Origin of the sequence: Castellaniella sp. S9 (assembly GCF_027257175.1) — a bacterium.
Classification (GTDB): domain Bacteria; phylum Pseudomonadota; class Gammaproteobacteria; order Burkholderiales; family Burkholderiaceae_B; genus Castellaniella.
The window spans coordinates 26795-48623 of the sequence record NZ_JAPFGD010000009.1 but is presented as its reverse complement, the minus strand read 5'-3'; the positions used below and the strand labels follow the sequence as shown (position 1 = coordinate 48623).

Below are 21829 nucleotides of genomic sequence, written 5' to 3'. Positions count from 1 at the left end.
TCAAAAACAGTTCGGCATGGCTGTCCCGCAAGGCGCTTTTCCCGAATGCCCGCGCCGGGCGCACCGCATGTCGTTTGGGTTTCTTTCACGAAGGCACAAAGTATCGACATGAACAGTGATCGCACACTGGGCCTGGCCGTTGCCCAGATGGGGCCGGTGCACCTGGCGGACTCGCGCGAGGCCGTCGTCCGCAGACTGATCGAGATGCTGCGCGAGGCCAAGGGCCGCGGCGCCGGATTCGTCGTCTTTCCGGAACTCGCCCTGACCACGTTTTTCCCGCGCTACTGGATCGAGGACCAGGACGAACTGGACCGGTTCTATGAACGGACCATGCCCAATCCGCAGGTCCAGCCGCTGTTCGACGAGGCCCGGTCGCTGTCAGTCGGCTTCTACCTGGGCTATGCCGAGCTCACCCCCGAAGGCCGCCGCTTCAACACCGCCATCCTGGTGGACAAGGCCGGCGCCATCGTCGGCAAATACCGCAAGATCCACCTGCCGGGCCATTCGGACCACAAGCTCGACGCCCCCTTCCAGCACCTCGAAAAGAAATACTTCGAGGTCGGCGACCTGGGTTTCCGGGCGTTCGACATGGACGGCACGCGCTTTGGCATGTGCCTGTGCAACGACCGGCGCTGGCCCGAGACCTATCGCGTCCTGTCGCTGCAAACCGCCGAGATCGTCGTCCTGGGCTACAACACGCCTTCGGTCAACATCCACTGGAACGAACCGCTGCACCTGCGCACGACCACGCATTTGATCTCGCTGCAGGCCAATGCCTACCAGAACGCGCTGTGGGTCGCCGCGGCCGCCAAGTGCGGCTCCGAGGACGGCTTCCACATGATCGGCAGCTCGGTCATCGTCGCGCCCACCGGCGAGATCGCCGCCCGCGCCCTGTCCGAGGACGACGAGGTCATCACGGTCCAGGCCGACTTGCGCATCGGCGACAATTTCCGCCAGCACGTGTTCAACTTCGCCAAGCATCGCAGCCCGGAACACTACCGCCTCATCGTAGAGCGCGTCGGGGCGGGCGAGCCCCTGGCGTAAGAGCATCGGGACAGCCATGGCACAGCCTTTCGACCTGACCATCCGCCACGGGCGCATCGTGACCGGCGAGGCCATCGTCGAGGGCGACGTGGGCGTGCGCGACGGCCGCATCGCCGCGATCGGGACAGACCTGGCGCCGGGTGCACGCGACGTCGATGCGGCCGGGCGCTGGGTGCTGCCGGGCGGTATCGACAGCCACTGCCACGTCGAACAGCTCTCCGGCATGGGGGTCATGGGGGCGGATGATTTCTACTCGGCCACCGTGTCGGCCGCCTTCGGCGGCACCACGACCATCATCCCCTTTGCGGCGCAGCATCGCGCAAAGGCGGTGCCGGACGTGGTGCGCGACTATGCCGAGCGCGCACGCGCCAAGGCGGTCATCGATTACGGCTTTCACCTCATCCTCGCCAATCCCGACGAGCGCACCATGGCCCACGACCTGCCCGAGGCCATCCGCGGCGGGATCACCTCGCTGAAGGTCTACATGACCTACGACGCCATGCGGCTGGACGACTACCAGCTGCTGGACGTGCTGGACCTGGCCCGCGAGCACGGCGCGCTGGTCATGGTGCACGCCGAGAACAACGACATCATCAAGTGGCTGGCCAAGCGCCTGATCGCGCGCGGCCACACGGCGCCCAAGTTCCACGCGGTGGCGCACGACCCGCTGGCCGAGGCCGAGGCGGCCAACCGCGCCATCGCGCTGGCTCGCCTCGTCGACACGCCGATCCTCATCGTCCACGTGGCCGGCGGCAGCACCGTCGAATTGATCCGCAGCGCCCAGAACCTGGGCGCGCACGTGCTGGCGGAAAGCTGCCCCCAATACCTGTTCCTGACCGCCGACGACCTGGACCGCGCGGGCCTCGAAGGCGCCAAGTTCTGCTGCTCGCCGCCGCCGCGCGACGCCGCGTCGCAGGAATCGGTCTGGCAGGGTTTCATGGACGGCACGCTGCAGACCTATTCCTCCGACCATGCGCCCTACCGGTTCGACGAAACCGGCAAGCTGCCCAAGGGCGACCAGACCACCTTCAAGGACATGGCCAACGGCGTCCCGGGGCTGGAGCTGCGCATGCCGCTGCTGTTCAGCGAGGGCGTGCTCAAGGGCCGGATCGACATCCATCAGTTCGTCAGGCTGACCGCCTCGAATCATGCGGACCTGTACGGCCTGTCGCCGCGCAAGGGCCGGATCGCGGTCGGCGCTGACGCCGACCTGGCCATCTGGAACCCGGACCGGGAAACCCGCATCACGCACGCGGCGCTGCACGACCAGGTGGGCTATACGCCCTACGAGGGCAAACGCATCAAGGGCTGGCCCGAGGTGGTCGTCTCGCGCGGACGTGTGGTCGTCGAGGACGGGCAACTGCACGCGGAACGCGGCAGCGGCCAGTACCTGCGCCGGGACGCGCCGCGCCTGGCCTGGCCGCTGCGCCGCCCCGGCACGTCGCAACGATCGACCAACCCCCTGTCCAAGGCGCTGGCCGACCATGGCTGTCTACCTGACTGACGACGCGGTTGCCGACCTGTTGCCCATGGCACAGGCCATCGACTGCGTGGACGCGGCGTTCCGCAGCCTGGCGCAAGGCGAGGCCCTGAACGCAGTCAGGACACGCATGGCGGCCGATCCGGCGGTGCTGAACGTCATGTGGGCCTGCGCGCCCTCGGCGGGCGTGATGGGGGTCAAGAGCTACGTGACGGCCGGCCGTGGAACGACCCGGGGAACGTCCCTCGCGCTGACCCTGTATTCGATGCGGACCGGCGAGATGCTGGCCCTCGTCGAGGCCAATCGCCTGGGCCAGATCCGCACCGGCGCCGCGACCGCCGTCGCCAGCCGCGCGATGGCCAACGACGCGCCGGCCGCGCTGTCCGTCTACGGCACGGGCTTCCAGGCCGAATACCAGATCCGCGCGCTGCTCGAGGCCCTGCCCACGATCGTCGAGGTGCGCGTGGTGGGCCGCGACGCGGCGCGGCGCGATGCCTTCATCGACCGATTGGCGGGCGAATACCCCGGCCTGCGCTTTTTACCGGCCGACGCGCGGGCGGCGGCGTCCAGCGCCGACATCCTGGTGACGGCGACCAACGCGGCGACGCCGCTGTTCGAGGCGCAATGGCTGCGGCCCGGCACCCATATCAACGCCATCGGATCGAACGATCCGCGCAAGGCGGAAATCGGCCGGCCGGTCCTGGAACGGGCCGGCCTGATCCTGGTGGACGACCTCGAGGTCGCCCGCCGGGAATGCGGCGACCTGCTGGCCAACGACTGGGACCTGGACGGCGTCGGGACGCTGGGCGAGCTGCTCGTCGGCGCGCGCCCCGGGCGCACCAGCCGCGATCAGGTCACCGTTTTCGAGTCCCAGGGGCTGGCGGTGCAGGACGTGATGTGCGGCGCCGCCCTCGTGGCGCGAGCCCTGGAGCACGGAGTGGGAATCCGGTTGACGCGCTGATCCGCGGCGGCGGACAGGTCGGCGCAGACCGGTCGGAGCAGGAAAAATGCGGTACTGCATTTAACCGGGGTGTTTTTCACCTCAACAGGAGACAAGATCATGGCGAAGACAATATTCAGAGTACATCGCGACACCGGCCACCGGCTGAAGCTCGCGGCGGCCGGCCTCGCGGCGGTGCTGGGGCTGGCCTGCCCGGCCGCCAGCAGCCTGGCCGCCAACCCGGAGACCATCACCATCGGCACGATCCTGCCGCTGACCGGGGCCACCGCGCAGAACGGCGAAAATTCCCTGCGCGGCATCCAGTTGGCGGTCGAGCAGATCAACGCCGAGGGCGGCATCAAGTCCATGGGCGGCGCACAGTTGAAGCTCACCATCGCCGATGCCACCAGCAACCCGGCCAAGGCGGCCTCGGCGGCCATCAACTTCCTGTCCAAGGGCGACAAGCCCCTGGCCATGGTGGGCGCCTACGCCAGCGGCCTGACCGAGACCATCGCACGCGTCACCGAGCGCGCCGGCATCCCCTTGCTCAGCACCTCGTTCGCGGACACCCTGACGCACCAGGGCTACAAGTATTTCTTCCAGTTGCCGGCCGCGGCCTCGAAGATGGGCACGGCCCAGTTCCGCTATGCCTCCGAGGTCGCCAAGGCCAACGGCCACCCGGTGCAAAAGGTCGCGATCGTCTACGCGAACAACGCCTATGGCGCAAGCCAGGCCGAATCGCTGAAGAAACAAGCCGAGGAAAGCGGCGCCACCGTGGTGCTGTTCGAAGGCTATTCGCCCGAGATCACCGACGCCAACCCCATCGTCGCCAAGATCAAGGCGTCCGGCGCCGACAGCACGTTCTCGATCGCCTACGTGACCGACGGCGTCCTGCTGATGCGCGCCCTGAAGTCCGCGGGCAGCACCCTGCCGATGTTCGGCGGGACGGGCGGCTACGTGACGCCCGACTTCCTGAAGGTGCTGGGCCCCTCGGTCAACGGCGTCTTCAGCGTCACCACCTCCAACCCGGATGGCTACGGCGCCATCGGCGAGGCCTATCAACAGAAGTACGGCCAGTTCATGCCCCAGGAGGCGCATGACAACGCCGCCGCGGTCTATGTGATCGCCCAGGCCCTCGAGGAACACCCGACGACCGATCCGGCCGAACTGGCCAAGGCCATCCACGCGGGCAAATTCACGCGCGGCGCGGCGGGCTCGATGCCGGGCGGCGTGGTCGAATTCGACGCCTCGGGCGTGAACATCCACGCGGCGCCGCTGATGGTGCAATGGCAGGACAGCAAGCTCGTGGGCGTCTGGCCCGCCGACCTGGTCAAGGGCAAGCCCCAATGGCCGGCCCAGGCCAAGTAGGGTGAACAGGCCCTAGAACGCCGGACCGGCCGCCGCGCCCGTCGATGCGCGCGGCAGCCGGTCCCCGTCGAACGGTCCCGGACGCCGGCAACGGCACGCGCCGCCGGCGTCCGGCGACACCCGCATAGGATGGCCACGATATGCTGCAACTGATCCTGCAGTCGGTCGCGAACGGAGTCCTCATAGGCAGCGTCTATGGGTTGATCTCGGTCGGGCTGACGCTGATATTCGGCGTCATGAACATCGTCAACTTCGCCCAGGGCGAATACCTGATGATCGGCATGATGGCCGCGTACTTCCTCAGCACCTACCTGGAGCTGGACCCTTTGCTGCTCGCGCCGCTGGTCGGGGTGGGCGGCTTCCTGTTCGGCATGCTCAGCGAACGGCTGGTGATCGAGCCCATCATCAAGGCGCCGCAATCGGCCCAGATCATCGCCACCGTGGGCCTGAGCCTGATCCTGGCCAACGGCGTCGCCGTGCTGTCGGGGAACAACTTCCTCAGCGTCAACACGGCCTACCAGAACCAGACCTTCCATGTGCTGGGCCTGTCCTTTCCGGCCAGCTTCGTCTATGCGGCGGCATTCGCGCTGGTCATGGCGATCCTGCTCAGCCTGTTCCTCAACCGCACCCGCTACGGCAAGGCCATGCGGGCCACCTCGCAGAACCGCGCGGCGGTGCAGCTGATGGGCATCAATCCGCGCTGGATGTACATGCTGGCCTTCGGCATCGGCTCGGCGCTGACCATGATCGCCGGGGCGGTGATATTGCCGTACACCCTGACCTACCCCTACATCGGCCAGCACTTCATCCTCATCATGTTCACCGTCGTGGTGCTGGGCGGCCTGGGCTCGGTCCGGGGCGCCATCATCGCCGGCCTGGTGGTGGGCGTGATTCAGTCGATGTCCACCCTGGTCCTGCCGATCGAAATCCAGAACCTGCCGGTGTTCGTGGTGTTCTTCTTTGCGCTCGTGCTCATCCCCGGGGGCGGATTCAAACGCATTTTCCGGCGGAGGACGACCTGATGGCCACGCACAAGACCCTTCACGCGCCGGCTGCGCGCCTGCCCTCGGCCGTCGGCTGGATCGTCTTCCTGATCGCGGTGTTCACGGCACCGATCTATCTGGACAATCAATACGACCTGCGGCTGGCCGTCCTGGTCTGCCTGCTGGGCGGCGCCTCGATCGGCTGGAACCTGCTGGGCGGCTATGCAAACCAGATTTCGCTGGGCCACATCACGTTCTTCGGGATCGGCATGTACACCGTGGCGATCTTCCAGACCTCGCTGCAGCTCAGCCCATGGCTGGCGATCCCGGTGGCGGTGCTCCTGTCGGTGGCCGTCGCGGTCCTCATCGGCTGGCCCAGCTTTCGCCTGTCGGGCCACTATTTCGCCCTGGCCACGCTGGCGCTGCTGCCCGTGTCCGAACTGGTCGCCAGCGGCTGGGAAAGCCTCACCGGCGGCGCCCGCGGCCTGTCCGTGCCCATCCTGCCCTCGGGCCTGGCGACGCTGCAGTTCGACACGCCAGAGCCGTTCTTCTACGTGGCCGCCGTGTTCCTGGTGATCGTGCTGGTGATCGCCCGGGTCGTGCGCTTTTCCACCCTGGGCCTGCGCCTGTCGGCCATCCGCTCCAACCCCGAGGCCGCCACCCTGGCGGGCGTCAACCAGTTCCGCTCGAAAATGACGACGCTGATGATCAGCGCCGCCATCGTCGCCGTGGCCGGATCCCTGTACGGCGCGTTCCTGCAGTACGTGGATCCGCGCACGGCATTCTCGTGGGACACCACCTTGAGCCTGGTGCTGTTCGCGATCGTGGGCGGGCTGCAGTTCTGGTGGGGGCCGCTGCTGGGTGCCGCTATCCTGATTCCCATCAATGAGTACGCCTCGCTGCAGCTCAGCGGCAACCTCTCGGCGCTGGGCCAGCTGGCCTACGGCGTCATCCTGCTCGTGCTAATCATCTTTCAGCCGCGCGGCCTGGGCGGCCTGCTCCAGGCGCTCTTCCAGCGGTTCGACGGGGGATCCCGGACATGAGCACAGCCATCCTGAAAGTGGTCGACGTCGACCAGCGCTTCGCCGGGCTGCATGCCCTGAAACACGTCAGCTTCGAACTGATCGAGGGCGAGATCCTCGGCATCATCGGGCCCAACGGCGCGGGCAAATCCACGCTGTTCAACGCCATCGTCGGCACGGTGCCGCCCGCCTCGGGCTCCATCTGGTTCGACGGTCGCAACATCGTCGGCCTGCCCACGCACCGGATCGCCGAACTGGGCATTGCCAAGACCTCGCAGACCGTGCAGGTGTTCGACGAAATGACGGCGCTGGACAACGTGGCCGTGGCGGCCCTGCTGTCCCAGACGACCGTGGCGGCGGCGCGCGCGGCCGCGCGCGGGGAACTGGAATTCTGGGGCCTCGACGGCCATGCCGGCACGCTGGCCCAGGACCTGCCCCTGGCCCAGCGGTCCCTGCTGGAGCTTGCGCGGGCCATGATGCTGCATCCGCGGGTGCTGCTGGTCGACGAAGTCATGGCCGGCCTCAACGAAATCGAGGTCGACGACATCCTGGACCGCCTCATGCGCGTGAACCGCGAACGCGGCGTCACCCTGATGGTGATCGAGCACAACATGCGCGCGCTGATGAAGATCTCGTCGCGCATCCTCGCCCTGGACTACGGCGCGGTCCTCGCCCTCGGCAAGCCCGAGGACGTCAGCCGCCACAAGCAGGTGATCGAAGCGTATCTGGGAGTCGAATAAATGGGCCTCGAAATCAAGGAACTGCATGCCGGCTACGGCAAGATCGAGGTCCTGCACGGCATCTCCCTGGAGGTCGCCGACGGGGACTACGTGGCGGTGGTGGGCGCCAACGGCGCGGGCAAGTCCACGCTATTGAAGGCCATATCCGGCACGGTGCGCTCGTTCAGCGGCACGGTCTCGTTCGACGACAGGACGCTGACGCGCATGCCCGCGCACCAGATTCCCGTCTGCCGGATCGCCCACGTGCCCGAGGGCCGCCAGATCTTTCCGGGCCTGAGCGTCCTCGACAACCTCATGCTCGGCGCCTGGCTGGTCAAGGACGAGGACCAGCGCGTGCAGCGCCTGGACCTGGTGTACGACCTGTTTCCCCGGCTGAAGGAACGCGCCACCCAGATGGCCGGCACCTTGTCGGGCGGCGAACAGCAGATGGTCGCGGTGGGCCGCGCCCTGATGCTGGGACCCAAGCTGCTGATGCTGGACGAACCCTCCCAGGGGCTGGCCCCCAAGCTCGTCAACGAGATGTACGAGCAGCTGCGCCAGGTCCACCAGCTGGGCACCAGCGTGCTGCTGGTCGAACAGAACACGACCTCGGCGCTGAAGTATTCCACCCGGGCCTACGTGATGGAGCGCGGCAAGATCATCCTCAGCGGTCTGTCCGAGGAACTGCGCGACAAGGACGAGATCCGGCGCGCCTATCTGGGGATCTGAAGGAGGAACACATGTCGCAGCCAGCCCTACTGGATCGCGCGGTCGGCATTGCGGCCGACATCAACCTGGCCCACGTCCCGGCGGCCTCGCTGGAACGCGCCGGACACATCATCGCGGACACGGTCGGCGTCAGCCGCGCCGGCCAGCGCCAGGACGAGATGCGGCGCCTGGTCGACATCGAGTCCCGCCGCGGCCAGGCGGGCGAAGGCCCGCGATACGGATCCACGGTCTTCGGCGAGGCCGCCGTCCGCGCCGAGCCCGAGCGCGCGGCCTTCCTCAATGCGACCGCGGGCAGCTTCGTCGAACTGGACGAGGGCATGCGGCCCACCGGCCACCCGGGGATGCAGGTCGTCATCCCGGCGGTCGCGACCGCCGAGGCCGAGAAAGCCCACGGCCAGTCCCTGCTGCGCGCGGTCATCGCCGGCTACGAGGTCACGGCGCGGCTGTTCACGGCCTACCGGCTGCGCTATCCCGCGCATCCGCACGGGCATTTCGGCGCCGTCGGCGGCGCGGTCGCCGTGGCCATGATCCTGGACCGCGACCCCCTCGAAGCCGCCCGCATCGCGGCCACCAGCCCGATCCTCTCGGTCTGGGACGCCTGCTTCGAAGGGGCCACGGCCCGCAACACCTGGATGGGCAGCGCCGCCGAACTGGCGGTCCGCGCGTCCCGGCTGGCCGAGGCGGGCTTTGCGGGTTCGCCGACCAGCCTGGAGTCGGCATTCGGCCTGCTGGCCGGCACCCTGGCCGACGCGGACGCGCTGTCCGCCCCCCTGGACTACGCCGGCCTGGGGCTGACCCGCAACTACTTCAAGATCCACAGCGCCTGTGCGCTCAGCCACGCGGCCGTCGATGCCGTCGGCCAGCTGCCGGCCCTCGACCCGGTGCAGATCGCGCAGGTCGACGTCGAGACCGTCAACAACAACATGAAACTCGCGCGCCAGTCGGCGCCCAATGCGCTGTCGGCGCGGTTCTCGCTGCCCTACGTGGTCGCGGCCGCCCTGCTGGGCCGCGCCATCGAGGCGGACAGCTTCCGCTACGAGGCGGACGTCGCGCAGCTGGCCGAGCGCGTGCAGGTGCGCGTGGCCGACGACCTGGAGGCCCAATGGCCGGGGGCCTCGCCCGCGCGGGTCACCGTGCGGACCACGGACGGGCACACCTACGGTGCGCAGGTCGACAATCCCCACGGCCATTACCGCGATCCCCTGACCGCGGACGAGGTCCGGCTGAAGTTCCATAGCCTCGTCGGCAACGAGGCGCTGGCGCGGGCCTGGTGGGGCCGGATGACGAATCTGTTCGACGTGCCGGATTGCTCGCGCCTGTTCCTCGGGGCCGACGGCCATGCGCATTAGCCTGCTCGCCACCGGCGGGACGATTTCCAACCAGGCGGGCGCCGGCGGCGCCACGCCGGGACGCGATGCGCAGACGCTGGCGGCCGCCGCGCAGGCCGCGGGCCGGGACATCGTCTTGACGACGCGCGACGTCTCGCAGCTGTCCAGCCGCAACATGACGCCGGCCGCCATGTGGACGCTGGCGCGCGCGGTCGACGAGGACATCCAGGCCGGCGCCGAGGGGATCATCATCACCCATGGCACCGACACCCTGGAGGAAACCGCCTACGCGCTGTCGCTGCTGGTCCCCACCCCGGTTCCCGTCGTGCTGACGGGCGCCATGCGCGTGCCCGGCTCGCCCGGCGAGGACGGCCCGGCCAACCTGGCGGCGGCCGCCGCCGTGGCCACGACGCCGCGGTTCGCGGCCTACGGGCCGCTGGTCGTCCACCAGGACGAGATCCACCTGGCCCGCTGGGTCGCCAAGGTCCACAGCACCCGCGTGGCCGCCTTCGGCTCGCCGCCGGCCGGCCCCGTGGGCATGGTGGCCGAAGGCCGGGCGCTGGCGTTTTTCGGGCCGCTGCCCTCGGAACGCCTGCCGCACGCCGCCGCACCCGGCAAACGGGTCGAGATCATCTGGGCCGCGGCCGGATCGGACGGCCTCCTGGTCGAGGCCATCCGCGACCGCGTCGACGGCCTGGTGGTGGCGGCCCTGGGCGGCGGCCACGTCCCCGCCCCGCTGGCCGAGGCCCTGGTCCGGGCCGCCGCCGACGGCCTGCCGGTGGTGCTGGCCAGCCGCTGCGCCGCCGCCCAGATCCTGCACCACACCTACGGCGGGGTCGGCGGCGAAATCCATCTGCAGGCCGGCGGCCTGGTGTCCGCCGGCGCCCTGTCGGCGGCCAAGGCGCGCCTGCGGCTGCTGTTCGGGCTGTCGGCCGGCCTGAGCGCGGCCGAGCTGTTTCCCCCCGCCGACTGAATTTCCCTTGGACGAACCCTCATGAGCACAGCACCAGACATCCGCATCGACAGCCACAGGCGCTATCCGTATTCCGCCATCGACGACCGGCCGACCTATGAATGGCCGGGCGGCAAGCGCCTGGCCGTGCACCTGAGCCTGAATGTGGAGCATTTCCGCTTCGGCGCGGGCATCGGCAACGACTATGCGGTCCCGCAGCCCGGCCTGAACGTGCGCAGCTACGGCTGGCGCGACTACGGCAACCGGGTCGGCGCCTGCCGGCTGCTGGACCTGGCCGACGCCTACGACCTACGCTACGGCCTGCTGGTGAATTCGGACGTCTACGCCTACTGCCCGGGGTTGGTCGAGCGCTTTTCCGCCGGGGGCCACGAGATCGTCGGCCACGGCCGCACGAATTCGGAGCGGCAGATCGACATGTCCGAGGAGGAGGAGATCGCCTGCATCCGCGAGGTCACCCAGACCATACGCGACCGCGAGGGCGCCCCGCCCAAGGGCTGGCTCGCGCCCTACATCTGCCAGACGGCGCGGTCCCTGGACCTGCTGAAGGAACACGGCTATGACTACATGATGGACTGGCCGATCGACGACCAACCCGTGTGGCTGCGCACCCGGCACGGCCGCATCCTGTCCATCCCCTACTCGCACGACCTGAACGATTCCATCGAGTGCGTGTCGCGGCGCACGCCCTCGCAGCTGTACTGCGACAACCTCATCGACCAGTTCGACGAGATGCTGGAGGAATCGCAACGCCGGCCGCTGGTCATGAGCCTGGTCCTGCACACCTTCATACTGGGCCAGCCCTATCGCCTGCGGCAGTACCGCAAGGTCATCGAGCACATCGTCCGCCACCGTGGCGACATCTGGATCGCGACCCCGGGGCAGATCGCGGACCACGTCAAGACCCTGCCCGCGGGCACGCTGCCGGGCGACCAGGATTGAGGCGCCTCAGGCGACGACCGGGGGTTCGAGGCCGCGCTCGGCCAGCACGCTGTTGAACGCCTTGACGAAGGAGGCCGCCGCGGGCGACAGCGGCTCGGTGCGCAGGTATACGAGGTCGGCCACGATGGGCGGCGCGTCCCTGACCGGCACGACGACGAAATCGGCCGCCGGCCAGGCCTGCAGCGAAAACTCATCGACCAGCGCAACCCCCGCGCCCGCGCCGACCAGCGAGCAGGCGTTCTGCGGCGAACCGACCTCGATGGCGATCTTCAGCGGCACGTTCGCCTGGACGAACAATTGCTCGATGCGCGCGCCGAACGGCGTGTCGGGCGGATAGGTGATCAGCGGCCAGGGCCGCAGGTCGCGGGGCGCGACCGATGCCTGTCCCGCCAGTGGATGCTCGCGCGGACAGATGCACAGCAGGCGGCCCCTGGCGATGGGCACCGTGGTCAGGCCCGGATGATCCACCGGCAGGATCGACACGCCCACCTGCGACTGGCGGCTCAGCAGGCGTTCCTTCAGCAATTGATACTGCAGGCAATGGAAATGCACGCGCACGCCCGGGTACTTGGCGTGGAAACGGGCGATGGCCAGCGGCACCAGGATATGGCCGATGCTGGGGCTGCTGACGATGCTGAGCATGCCGTGGCGGCGCTCGGCCAGTTCGTGGGTCAGGCGGTCGATGCGCTGCACGCCGCGATAGACCAGTTCGATCTCATGGTACAGGCGGCGCGCCTCCTCGGTGGGGTACAGGCGGCCCTTGATGCGTTCGAACAGCAGGAAATCCAGCTGGCTTTCGGCATGCGACAGGACCCGGCTGACGGCCGGCGCCGACACATGCAGCAGGCGGGCCGCATCGCTGACCGATCCGGTCACCATGATGGCCCTGAAAACCTCGATCTGCCGTAGATTCATGCGTTTCCTCTGTGCCCGCCGGCCGGGGCGCCGGGCGACGCGGGCGCCAGCGCCAGCGCGATCGTCGCCAGGGCCAGCGGCGCGAACGAGACCCACAGCACCATGTCCCAATCATAGACCGCCAGCAGCCCGCCCGAGGCGAACGAGCCGAACGTCATCGTGCCGAACACGATGAAGTCGTTGAGCGACTGCACGCGCGTCTTTTCCTCGGGGCGGTGGCATTCCAGGACCAGCGCGGACGCGCCGATGAAGCCGAAATTCCAGCCCACGCCCAGCAGGATGAGGGTCAGCCAGAAATGGGCGATGTCGATGCCCGTCAGCCCCACGGCCGCGGATATCCCCGTCAGCGCCAGGCCGGCCGCGACGATGCGCTTGGCGCCAAAGCGCGTGATCAGCCGGCCGGTGAAAAAGCTGGGCGCGTACATGGCGATCACGTGCCATTGCAGGCCGAGGTTGGAGTTTTCCTGGGAATGGCCGCACAGCTGCATCGCCAGGGGCGCGGCCGTCATCAGGAAGTTCATGAGCAGGTACGACACCGCGCCGCAGATCACCGCGGTGACGAACAGCGGCTGGCGCACGATCACGCCCATCGGCCGGCCCCCCGCCACGTCGGCCGCCGAGGGCATGGGCAGCCGCACCCCCAGCAGCACGAGGCCGGACAAGGCGGCCGCGGCCGCCTGTGCGATGAAAGTCGCCGCGAACATGTGCGGCGGCCACAAATGCATGGTGTAGGTGACCAGCTGCGGGCCGATCACCCCGGCCACGACGCCGCCGCCCATGACGAAGGACAGCGCGCGCGGACGCAGCGCCGGGGTCACGCCGTCCGCCGCCGCGAAGCGAAACGACAGCACCACGGCCGCATAGGCGCCGCCAAAGAACGTGGCCAGGCAAAACAGCCAGAACGAACCGAGGATCACCGCGGGCGCCGCCAGCAGGCCGGCCAGGACCCCGCAGGCGGTGCCGGCCAGGAAGGCCGCGCGCCGGCCGTGGCGCCGGGCCACCGCGCCGGCCGGCAGGATGCAGGCGGCCATGCCCACCACGAAAATCGAAATCGGCAGGGTCGCCAGCGCCTTGTCGGGCGCCAGCATGTGGCCGATGATGGCGCCGGTCGCGTAGACCACGACGGAATTCGCCCCGGCCAGCGCCTGGGCCACCGTCAGGCGGGCGATGTTGCCGCGCTGCTCGCGCGCGGACAATGCGGGTGAAGCCGCCTGGGACGGCGAGGATTCGGTGACTGGCAAGATGGTCCTCGGTCGATGGCCGGGCCGGCGGATAAAGCGGCCCGCCCGCCGCCCCGGCAAGGATGCCGCAGGCTGGCCATGCGGATCATTGCGGGGAGTGCTGGCTACTGTAACCCGATGCCGCCCGCTGCGGGAATTCTTGCAACCGAAGCCCTTGCTAACATACGAGGTCCCAAGCAACACGCTGTATCCAAGGACCTCATGCTGCCTTTCATCACCGGAGCCATCTGGCTGTACGTCGTCTGGCGTTTCGTCTGGCCGCTGCCCTGCGGATGGGCCGGCCGGATCGGCCTGGCCCTCGTGCTGCTGCTGGTGGCCCAGCAGCACCGCATCACGCGGCGGTTTTTCGGCTCGATGGCCTCGCCCGAGCTGCCCTACGAGGTGCTGGCCGGCCTGAATTGGATTTTTGGCGCCTTCCTGCTGCTGGCGCTGTTGCTGTTGCTGCGCGACGTGGCGGGCGGGCTGGTGTATCTGGCCGCGCCCGGCGCGGGGCGCGCGATCCTGGCGGGCCCCGCCGTACTGCTGTCCCTGGGGCCGCTGGCCCTGCTGCTGTCGGCGATCGGCGTCTGGCAGGCCGTGCGGGTGCCCGACGTCAAGACGCTGGAAATCACCGTGCCGGGCCTGCCGCAGGCCTTCGACGGCTATCGCGTCGTGCAGCTGACCGACCTGCATGCCAGCCGGCTGTTGAACGGCGCCTGGATGGCGGCCGTCGCCGAACGGACGAATGCGCTGGATCCCGACCTGACCGTCATCACCGGCGACATCGCCGACGGCACGCCCGAGGCGCGCGTCGCCGACGTGCGTCCGCTGGGCGAGCTGCGGGCGCGCGACGGCGTCCTGGCGATTCCCGGCAACCATGAATACTATGCCGACTACCGGCGCTGGATGATCGCCTACCGCGCCCTGGGCCTGCGCATGCTGGAAAACGAGCACGTGCGCATCGAACGCGGGGACGCGGCCCTCGCGGTCGCGGGCGTCACCGACCGCCAGGCGGCCGCGTTCGGCCAGGCGCAGCCCGACCTGGCGGCGGCGCTGGAGGGCATCGACCCGGACATCCCCGTGATCCTGCTGGACCACCGCCCAGGCAACGCGGGGGAAAACGCCAAGGCGGGGGTGAAGCTGCAGTTGTCGGGCCATACGCACGGCGGCCAGATCCTGGGGCCGCACGTGCTGACGCAATGGGCCAACAACGGGTACGTGTCGGGCATGTACCGGGTCGGCGACATGCAGATGTACCTCAGCAACGGCACGGGGCTGTGGAACGGCCTGGCGATCCGCCTGGGACGGCCGTCGGAAATCACGCTGATCGTTCTACGGGCGCGCCGCTGAGCGCGATTTCTTATATAGTGTGGCAGGTTACAGCGTCCACCGGAAACACAGCATCGACACCCCAGCCGAACATTCGCCCGCGGCCCCCGCATCCCAGGCCGCCATCGCATGGCTGCTGGGCGCCTGCTGTTTCGCCAGCATCGCCTCGATGCGGGCCTGTGACACGCTGCTGCCCGCGCTCGCTGCGGAATTCTCGGTCACGGTGGGCCAGGCCGCCCGGGTGATCTTCGTCTTTGCGGTGGCCTACGGGGTGTTCCAGCTGGGCTTCGGCCCCCTGGGCGACCGCTACGGCAAGCTGCGCATCATCGCGCTGTGCGCACTGGCCTGCGTGATCGGCAACGCCGGCGCGTTCTTCGCCTCCTCATTGGACTGGCTGGTGGCGGCGCGCACGGTATCGGGCGCCTTCGCGGCGGGCATTTTTCCCTTGGCGATGGCCTGGCTGGGCGACAACGTGCCCTACGACCAGCGCCAGGTCGCCCTGGCGCGGCTGGTCAGCGCCGGGGTCACGGGCATGCTCGCCGGGCAATGGCTCAGCGGCCTGATCGCCGAATGGATCGGCTGGCGCCCGGTGTTCGCCCTGATCGCCGTTGTCTTTCTCGCCGCCGGCGGCCTGCTGCTGCGCACCGCGCGCGGCGACGCGCCGCCCACGACGGCCGGTCGCAAGGGGCGCCCCGCAATGCTGGGCATCCTGGCCTTGCCGCGCGCCCGCTGGCTCCTCGCCGTGACCACGATCGAAGGGGCGTTCGCATTCGGCGCCATCGCCTTCGTGCCCAGCCTGCTGCAGGGCCACCATGCGGTGTCGCTGTCGATGGCCGGCGGCATCGCGGCGTGCTATGGGGTCGGCGGATTCCTCTACACGCGGGTGGCCGGGCGGCTGCTGCGCCGCATCGGCGAATCGGGACTGGCGCGCCTGGGCGGCGTGCTGCTGTGCGTGGGGTATCTGTCCCTGGCCTATGTCCCGGTGCTGGCCTGGGCGCCGGCGGCCTGTGTGCTGGCCGGCTTCGGCTTCTATTGCCTGCACAATACCTTGCAGACGAACGCCACCCAGATGGCGCCGTCGGCGCGTGGCGTCGCCATGTCGCTGTTCGCCTGCGTCCTGTTCCTCGGCCAATCGGTAGGCGTGCTGGCGGGCGCCTGGATCGCCGACCATCTGGCCGATTCGCTGATCTTCGCCACGGCCGGCGTGGGGTTGCTGGCGCTGTCATTGGTGGCCGCCCGGCGCTTCCAGACACGTGACAACAGGGGGACGTCCACATGAGCGATTTGCGGGACCGCTACGGCATCCAGGCCGTCCTGCTGTTGTCGATGGCGATCTGGGGACTGAACGTCACCATCGTCAAGCAGCTCACGAACAGCCTGGACCCGACGATGATCGCCATGCTGCGCATGCTGGTCGCCAGCGCCACCCTGACCACGATCTGGCTGATCCGCCGCCCCGTCCTGGCCCGTCTGGACCGGCGCCAATGGATGGGCCTGGCCGCCTGCGCCTTCCTGATGGTGTACATGAACCAGATCCTCTTTACCGAGGGCATGGTGCGCACCACCGCCACCAACGGCGCCCTGATCATGGCGCTCAGCCCACTGGCTTCGGGGATCATCGCGGCCATTGCCTTTGGCGAGCGGCTGGGGCCGGTGCGCCTGCTGGGGGTGCTGCTGGGGTTTGTCGGCGTCGCCATCATCATCCTGGGCCACGCCGGCGCCAACCTGGCGGAAATGGGTATGGGCGACCTGCTGGTGGTGGCCGGCATCCTCAGCTTTTCCAGCGGCGGCGCTTTCATCCAGGGCATCGCACGGCGGCTGGATGCCCTGACGATCAGCGGCATCATTTATGTCATGGGCGCGATGATGCTCATCGCCCATACCGGGCTGTGGGGCCCCGGATACGGCGGCGCCCTGCCCGGCAGCGCCTGGATCTGGTTCCTGATCATTTTTTCGGGCTCGGTGTCGACCGCCATCGTGAACCTGATCTGGAACAACGCGATCGCCCGCATCGGCGTGGCGCGCGCCGCGGTGTTCCTGTACTGGGTGCCGGTGTTCGGCGGCGCCTTCGCCGCCCTGCTGCTGGACGAGCACCTGGGCTGGAACCACCTGGTGGGGCTGGTTGCGGTGATGGCGGGCACCTACCTGGGCACACGGACGCGGAATCCCGTATAATTGCAGGCTTTCCCGTTCCTTAGGACGGGGACGTCAGCGCCCGGTCACGGGCACATGCACACCGGCGCAATGGCAGAGTGGTGATGCAGCGGACTGCAAATCCGTATACGTCGGTTCGATTCCGGCTTGCGCCTCCAGGATTCCTGCGGCTTTCCAGCCCTCAGTCGCCATCAAGAATTTCCGCAATTCTGGAACATTTCCGCAAAAGCCCGCGACAGCCCGCCCCAGCGCGGGCATTTTTATGCGCTGAACGGCATGGCGCCACCAGAGGTCGCCGCGGCCGCGGCCGTCCGCTTGCCGGTCTCGGTGAGCGAGCGATTCAGCGAGTCGATATCAGACGCGCCCTTCCGAGCATCCCTTCCGACACCGACAAGCGACTTGCCAGCCGCGTCGGTCGATCGTCCCGCCTTGCCTGCCGTGCTGACAACGCGCACGCCGGCCGTATCCATCGCATCGAGGGCCTTTTCGAGGTCCTTCGCCTTCTGCTCGGCGCTGCACGAGTCGATGACGATTGAGAGACGGGATTCGCTCATCTCTTGCGCCCATGAAAAAGGCCCGCTGTTGCGAGCCTGAAATCTTTCTTGTGTCTATTTATAGCTTAAACTATAATTAAGCTATACAAGTAAGGGAAAATCCATGTACGCGATCAACTGGTCCAATAAGGCGAAAAAGCAGCTTCGCAAGATCGACCGAAAGGAACAAGGAACGATCATTGGCGCAGTGGACGAACTGGAAAACTTCCCCAATGCAAAAAATGTGATCGCGCTCACAAAACACGAGTATGGATTCCGCATGCGAGTCGGAAACTATCGCGTGCTGTTCGATGCCGACACCACGGTCAGAATCATCGAAATCCAGCAGGTTAGGAAGCGCGACGAACAAACCTATTGAACAGCACCACGGACCCCATTATGAATACCTCTCACACCATCCTCGAAGCCAACGGCAAGCCGGCATTCGTCGTGCTGCCCTATGACGAGTACCTGAAACTCACCGGCGGCCAGAAGCCCGCTGGTCGTATCCCTGCGGATGGCACAACCCCTCACGAGGTCATGCGCCTGTATGTGAAGAACGGCTGGAGCATGATTCGCGCCTGGCGCGAACATCTTGGCCTAACCCAGACCGAAATGGCTCAACGACTGGAGATTCGGCAGCCCAGCTATGCCGCAATGGAAGCGCCCGACGCCAAGCCCAAGAAAGCGACCCGGGAACGCATCGCGGCCGCGATGGGGCTGTCGCAGGAACAATTGGACTCCTGACCTGGGCAGAGCCGCCCGTAGGCGGCTCAGTGGTTATGCGAACTATGTCTTGAGTATGTCACTGGCCTTGGTGATCAGGGCCTCAAAGTTTTTGGCATGACGCCAGCACGCACGCACCAGGCAGCCGGCGATCCACGACCGCACCATGCGCGTCGGCTACCCCCTGGTATTTGGTGATGAGCTTCAATGGCAAACAACCCGCACATGCTGACCTACCACTACACCCTGACGCCCGACGACAATGGCACGCTACTGATCCAGTTCCCAGACATGCCAGAAGCCGCCGCCGTGGCCGAAACGAAAGCCGAAGCTCCAAGCCAAGCCGCCGAGGGGCTGGAAGCCGCTCTACAGTTGTACATGGATGCGCGTCGCCCTATTCCCGCCGTTTCCTTCGATTCTGGGGCAACGGTCATGCTGGGTACGTCGGCTACGGCAAAGTTGCTCCTTGCCAATGAAATGGTCCGCCAAGGAATGCGCAAGGCCGACTTGGCCCGAGCTTTGGGTGTTCATCCGCCGCAGGTTGATCGGTTACTCGACTTGGGCCACGCATCTAAGATCGAGGCCGTCGATGCGGCACTGTCTGTCTTGGGACGACGCCTTGATGTCGCCCTGGCCTGACGGCTTTAATTAATCCATCGCCCGGTGATCAACCCGGGCGGCCTGCTGCGGCAGGACTTCGGCCGCACCCTAGTGTCGTGTCTCAGAAATACGCATCCATGAAATCGTGTCTTCGCGCCCGGGGCGGCGTTGCAAATGCTCGCGATAGCACGGGCTATCGCTGCGCTTTGCGCCTTGCCCCGGACACGAATCCACCGATTTCATCATGGCTACGTATTTCTGAGACACGACACTAGAAGGGCCGGAGATGAAAAGCCTCGCCCTTTCGAAGGCGAGGCACATTTTTACTTGCTGAGCGCTACCGCTTGGCGTGCTTGAATGCCGCCACTGTCAACTGAGCGGCGACCTCGTCGAGGTCGTCGACCTCATCGCCACCCGCCTCGGCTTGCTTCAGGCTGGCTCTGATCGCAAGGAACTGGCCCACGACATCGGCCGCTCGAGCGCGATGCTTCCTGGTGATCCTGCTTTCCTGGATCTTGCTTTGTGCCTCTGACATACAGACCTCCGATTAGTCGATGGAGTCAGTATGCCAGAAACGCCCCCCTCTCTTGACACGTTCTACGAAAGCCTACTGCTGAAAAAGGGGGATTACTCCTACCCTGCCAGGCCTCGATTCAATGTTGTGTATTATTGTGTATAATTTATAGATGAACAGCGCAGACCTCATCAGGAAGCTGAAGGCCGATGGCTGGTACCTAGTGCGCTGTTTGGCTAGTTCGCATACTTAACTTCGGCGCCTGAACTTGCCATGCGGCGTTGCAAATCCTCGGGATAGCCACGGCTATCCCTGCGGTTTGCGCCTTGCCTGACAAGTCCATGCATCCGAATTTAAATGCACGAACTAGCCAAACAGCACACTAGCGCACACAGTGGGCTCCCACCATCAGTTCAAACACCCAACCACGCCAGGCAAGGTGACGGTGCCGCATCCTAAAAAAGATCTCCCGGCCCCGACCGTGCGCAGCATCTTGAGGCAGGCTGGACTGCGATAAGCGCGCTGATCGTAAAAATGGAGGACTCAATGCTTTATCCAATCCATGTACACAAGGACCGTGACAGTGCCTATGGTGCGTCCTTTCCTGACTTCCCCGGCTGCTTCGCGGGTGCCGACGAACTGCAAGACCTGCCCCGTGCCGCCCAGGAGGCCGTCGAGGCGCACTTTCATGGCGAAACACACGCGATCCCCGGCCCTAGCGCGCCCGAAGCCTGGAAAGGAAAAAAGGACTTTTCGGGTGGCTTTTGGATGATGGTGGATATCGACCTCTCCAAGGTCAATACCAAGGCCGTTCGGCTGAACATCAGCCTGCCGGAGAACCTGGTGCATCGCATCGACGCGGTGGCCAAGGCCCAACGCCTGTCGCGCTCCGCCTTCCTGGCGAAGGCGGCAGAGCGGGAAATGACGGAAGCCTGAAACAGAAAACCCGCCCCGGATCAAATCGAGCGAAGACCCGCGCCGTAGGCGTGGGGGCACAGCTGGTCAGGGGGCTCAGCCCGTGCTTACTGGCCCGCCCCGCAGGGGCCTCTAGTAGCGTGCGGAACGAGGCGGGCGTCAATCTTGTCCGCACTGGCGTTCACGGCAGCGGCTGTTATCAAGTAAGCCAATACCTGCGACTGCCTCAGCGGCCCCGTATCCGCTTGCCCCGCCAGAACACCAGCAGGCCGATCATCACCACGATCCAGAATACGATGCCCTCCGCAGAGGCCAATAGCTGGAGGAACACTCTGAAGGCGCCCTCTGCGCAAGTGCCGCCGTCGGCTTTGCTTGCGCACACGTAGGACGCCCGCCAGAAGGCGGCCACCAGCGACCCGACAGCGATGTTCGCACCCAGTATCATCAGGATGGCGCCTAGCCTGTGCATTCTTCCTCCTCGGCCAGATCGGCGCCATGCGGCCGACGCCCATTCCGGCCGTGCGGCCGCCGGCTATTTGCGGCGCCGCGAACCCACCCCGGGATCCTCATCCGGGGCGACCTGCCGGCCCTGGACCAGGTTCGGATCGCTTTCATCGCCGGGGATGTTGTCGGATTCGTCCGGCAAGGGATCCTCGTCGGGATGGCGCTGCGGGTGGACGTCGGACTCAAGTTCGGGTTTGGGGCCCGGCCGCTCCACGAATATCGACTCCACAGACTCATCCGGCGGCTCGCCTGGCTGCTTTTGCTGATTCATTCCTGCCTCTCTTGAAAGGTGGACCCACCGTGCATGGCATCCAGACACCCTAACAAATAATCGCGCCAGCGCCCTGTCCGAATGGCTCGCGGTGTAAGCAGATGCTGCCCCGACGCCCATTACGACACACTCGCCTCCATCGTCTCGGGCTGCAGGACATCGCGCAAGGTCTTGGGCACTATGCCCTTGCCGCCGAAGTCGCAGGCCTGGCGATGATCGACTCGGCCCACGCAGTGCGCCATGCGGGGGCAGTGTTCGAACAGTTCGCTGACCCAGTCGACGAATACGCGGACTTTGGATGACAGGTGGCGGTTGTGCAGGTAGGCCTCGGAATCGTTGACCGAGACCACGCTCTTGACCGGCACGTCCACGACCTGGCCGTCCACCAGGAAACTCCAGTCCAGCCCCTTGCCCGAGGCGTCGGCGAAGTGATGCACGGCGCGGTGCCGGCATGGTCTTGCAGCAGCGGCGCGCCGCCGTGCACCTCGACGGCGAACGCGCACGGACGGTGGTGGACCTGATACGCACGATCGGCGGCGGGTGGGATGAAACGAGTTGACTTCAGATATCCAATTGGGCCAGGGATATGCCAAGCGCGACCGCGATCTTTATGTTTCGCTCCA

The 21829-nt window shown here is 67.0% G+C and carries 25 protein-coding genes, 1 tRNA gene and 1 pseudogene; 20 read left to right on the top strand and 7 right to left on the bottom strand.

Annotation, left to right across the window (positions count from 1 at the left end):
* The first annotated feature begins 108 nt into the window (after nt 1-108).
* The 11 genes from OOZ48_RS14850 (at nt 109) to OOZ48_RS14800 (ending at nt 11525) form a co-directional block, all read left to right on the top strand.
* Nucleotides 109-1044, top strand: a complete 936-nt coding sequence (locus OOZ48_RS14850; protein ID WP_269499670.1) for an N-carbamoyl-D-amino-acid hydrolase — start codon at nt 109-111, stop codon at nt 1042-1044.
* 16 nt (nt 1045-1060) lie between these two features.
* Complete coding sequence (gene hydA / locus OOZ48_RS14845; protein WP_269499668.1) at nt 1061-2548, top strand: dihydropyrimidinase; 1488 nt, start codon at nt 1061-1063, stop codon at nt 2546-2548.
* Nucleotides 2529-3485 (top strand): ornithine cyclodeaminase family protein, encoded by a 957-nt coding sequence (locus OOZ48_RS14840; protein WP_269499666.1) that lies wholly within the window; start codon nt 2529-2531, stop codon nt 3483-3485. Before hydA ends, OOZ48_RS14840 begins: the two co-directional genes overlap by 20 nt.
* A gap of 99 nt (nt 3486-3584) precedes the next feature.
* A complete protein-coding gene (locus tag OOZ48_RS14835; protein ID WP_269499664.1) occupies nt 3585-4832 on the top strand; it encodes an ABC transporter substrate-binding protein in 1248 nt (415 codons plus the stop codon).
* A gap of 140 nt (nt 4833-4972) precedes the next feature.
* Entirely contained in the window at nt 4973-5854 is an 882-nt protein-coding gene (locus OOZ48_RS14830) for a branched-chain amino acid ABC transporter permease (protein ID WP_269499662.1), read from the top strand.
* Nucleotides 5854-6858 carry a branched-chain amino acid ABC transporter permease gene (locus OOZ48_RS14825; protein WP_269499660.1) on the top strand — a complete coding sequence of 335 codons (1005 nt, stop codon included), beginning with the start codon at nt 5854-5856 and terminating at the stop codon, nt 6856-6858. The genes OOZ48_RS14830 and OOZ48_RS14825 overlap by 1 nt, the downstream gene beginning before the upstream one ends.
* A complete protein-coding gene (locus OOZ48_RS14820) occupies nt 6855-7577 on the top strand; it encodes an ABC transporter ATP-binding protein (protein WP_269499658.1) in 723 nt (240 codons plus the stop codon). The genes OOZ48_RS14825 and OOZ48_RS14820 overlap by 4 nt, the downstream gene beginning before the upstream one ends.
* Nucleotides 7578-8285 (top strand): ABC transporter ATP-binding protein, encoded by a 708-nt coding sequence (locus OOZ48_RS14815; RefSeq protein ID WP_269499656.1) that lies wholly within the window; start codon nt 7578-7580, stop codon nt 8283-8285.
* A gap of 11 nt (nt 8286-8296) precedes the next feature.
* Entirely contained in the window at nt 8297-9634 is a 1338-nt protein-coding gene (locus tag OOZ48_RS14810) for an MmgE/PrpD family protein (protein WP_269499654.1), read from the top strand.
* Nucleotides 9624-10586, top strand: a complete 963-nt coding sequence (locus OOZ48_RS14805) for an asparaginase (RefSeq protein ID WP_269499652.1) — start codon at nt 9624-9626, stop codon at nt 10584-10586. The genes OOZ48_RS14810 and OOZ48_RS14805 overlap by 11 nt, the downstream gene beginning before the upstream one ends.
* 21 nt (nt 10587-10607) lie before the next feature.
* Complete coding sequence (locus OOZ48_RS14800; RefSeq protein ID WP_269499650.1) at nt 10608-11525, top strand: polysaccharide deacetylase family protein; 918 nt, start codon at nt 10608-10610, stop codon at nt 11523-11525.
* A 6-nt stretch (nt 11526-11531) separates the two neighbouring features.
* Here OOZ48_RS14800 and OOZ48_RS14795 read toward each other — a convergent pair whose 3' ends face one another.
* Nucleotides 11532-12440, bottom strand: a complete 909-nt coding sequence (locus OOZ48_RS14795; RefSeq protein ID WP_269499648.1) for a LysR substrate-binding domain-containing protein — start codon at nt 12438-12440, stop codon at nt 11532-11534.
* Nucleotides 12437-13681, bottom strand: coding sequence for an MFS transporter (locus OOZ48_RS14790; RefSeq protein ID WP_442867598.1), 1245 nt, complete (start codon nt 13679-13681; stop codon nt 12437-12439). The genes OOZ48_RS14795 and OOZ48_RS14790 overlap by 4 nt, the downstream gene beginning before the upstream one ends.
* A 201-nt stretch (nt 13682-13882) precedes the next feature.
* Between OOZ48_RS14790 and OOZ48_RS14785 the strand changes: the two genes are divergently transcribed.
* The 4 genes from OOZ48_RS14785 (at nt 13883) to OOZ48_RS14770 (ending at nt 17301) form a co-directional block, all read left to right on the top strand.
* On the top strand, nt 13883-15010 hold the full coding sequence (locus OOZ48_RS14785; protein WP_269499646.1) for a metallophosphoesterase: 1128 nt from the start codon (nt 13883-13885) through the stop codon (nt 15008-15010).
* A gap of 19 nt (nt 15011-15029) precedes the next feature.
* Complete coding sequence (locus tag OOZ48_RS14780; protein ID WP_269499643.1) at nt 15030-16268, top strand: MFS transporter; 1239 nt, start codon at nt 15030-15032, stop codon at nt 16266-16268.
* Complete coding sequence (locus OOZ48_RS14775) at nt 16265-17164, top strand: DMT family transporter (protein WP_269499641.1); 900 nt, start codon at nt 16265-16267, stop codon at nt 17162-17164. The genes OOZ48_RS14780 and OOZ48_RS14775 overlap by 4 nt, the downstream gene beginning before the upstream one ends.
* A gap of 63 nt (nt 17165-17227) precedes the next feature.
* Nucleotides 17228-17301 (top strand) — tRNA-Cys (locus OOZ48_RS14770).
* A 102-nt stretch (nt 17302-17403) separates the two neighbouring features.
* On the opposite strand, the gene OOZ48_RS14765 is transcribed toward OOZ48_RS14770, so the two are convergent.
* The gene (locus OOZ48_RS14765; RefSeq protein WP_269499639.1) at nt 17404-17697 is read right to left on the bottom strand and encodes a hypothetical protein; all 294 of its coding nucleotides are present in this window, start codon (nt 17695-17697) and stop codon (nt 17404-17406) included.
* A 103-nt stretch (nt 17698-17800) separates the two neighbouring features.
* Between OOZ48_RS14765 and OOZ48_RS14760 the strand changes: the two genes are divergently transcribed.
* From OOZ48_RS14760 to OOZ48_RS14750, 3 genes are all read left to right on the top strand, one after another.
* On the top strand, nt 17801-18055 hold the full coding sequence (locus OOZ48_RS14760; RefSeq protein ID WP_269499637.1) for a type II toxin-antitoxin system RelE family toxin: 255 nt from the start codon (nt 17801-17803) through the stop codon (nt 18053-18055).
* 20 nt (nt 18056-18075) lie between these two features.
* A complete protein-coding gene (locus tag OOZ48_RS14755) occupies nt 18076-18423 on the top strand; it encodes a helix-turn-helix domain-containing protein (protein WP_269499636.1) in 348 nt (115 codons plus the stop codon).
* Nucleotides 18424-18609: 186 nt separating this feature from the next.
* The gene (locus OOZ48_RS14750) at nt 18610-19041 is read left to right on the top strand and encodes a type II toxin-antitoxin system HicB family antitoxin (protein WP_269499634.1); all 432 of its coding nucleotides are present in this window, start codon (nt 18610-18612) and stop codon (nt 19039-19041) included.
* Between the two features lie 298 nt (nt 19042-19339).
* On the opposite strand, the gene OOZ48_RS14745 is transcribed toward OOZ48_RS14750, so the two are convergent.
* Nucleotides 19340-19537, bottom strand: a complete 198-nt coding sequence (locus OOZ48_RS14745) for a hypothetical protein (protein WP_269499631.1) — start codon at nt 19535-19537, stop codon at nt 19340-19342.
* A gap of 367 nt (nt 19538-19904) precedes the next feature.
* Between OOZ48_RS14745 and OOZ48_RS14740 the strand changes: the two are divergent.
* A pseudogene (locus OOZ48_RS14740) lies at nt 19905-20033 on the top strand (type II toxin-antitoxin system HicA family toxin); the annotation flags it as partial.
* 29 nt (nt 20034-20062) lie between these two features.
* Nucleotides 20063-20452 carry a type II toxin-antitoxin system HicB family antitoxin gene (locus OOZ48_RS14735; RefSeq protein ID WP_269499629.1) on the top strand — a complete coding sequence of 130 codons (390 nt, stop codon included), beginning with the start codon at nt 20063-20065 and terminating at the stop codon, nt 20450-20452.
* 205 nt (nt 20453-20657) lie between these two features.
* Here OOZ48_RS14735 and OOZ48_RS14730 read toward each other — a convergent pair whose 3' ends face one another.
* The 3 genes from OOZ48_RS14730 to OOZ48_RS14720 form a co-directional block, all read right to left on the bottom strand.
* On the bottom strand, nt 20658-20900 hold the full coding sequence (locus tag OOZ48_RS14730; protein WP_269499627.1) for a hypothetical protein: 243 nt from the start codon (nt 20898-20900) through the stop codon (nt 20658-20660).
* 63 nt (nt 20901-20963) lie between these two features.
* Nucleotides 20964-21206, bottom strand: a complete 243-nt coding sequence (locus OOZ48_RS14725; RefSeq protein ID WP_269499625.1) for a hypothetical protein — start codon at nt 21204-21206, stop codon at nt 20964-20966.
* Between the two features lie 119 nt (nt 21207-21325).
* Entirely contained in the window at nt 21326-21643 is a 318-nt protein-coding gene (locus OOZ48_RS14720; RefSeq protein ID WP_269499623.1) for a hypothetical protein, read from the bottom strand.
* Between the last annotated feature and the right edge of the window lie 186 nt (nt 21644-21829).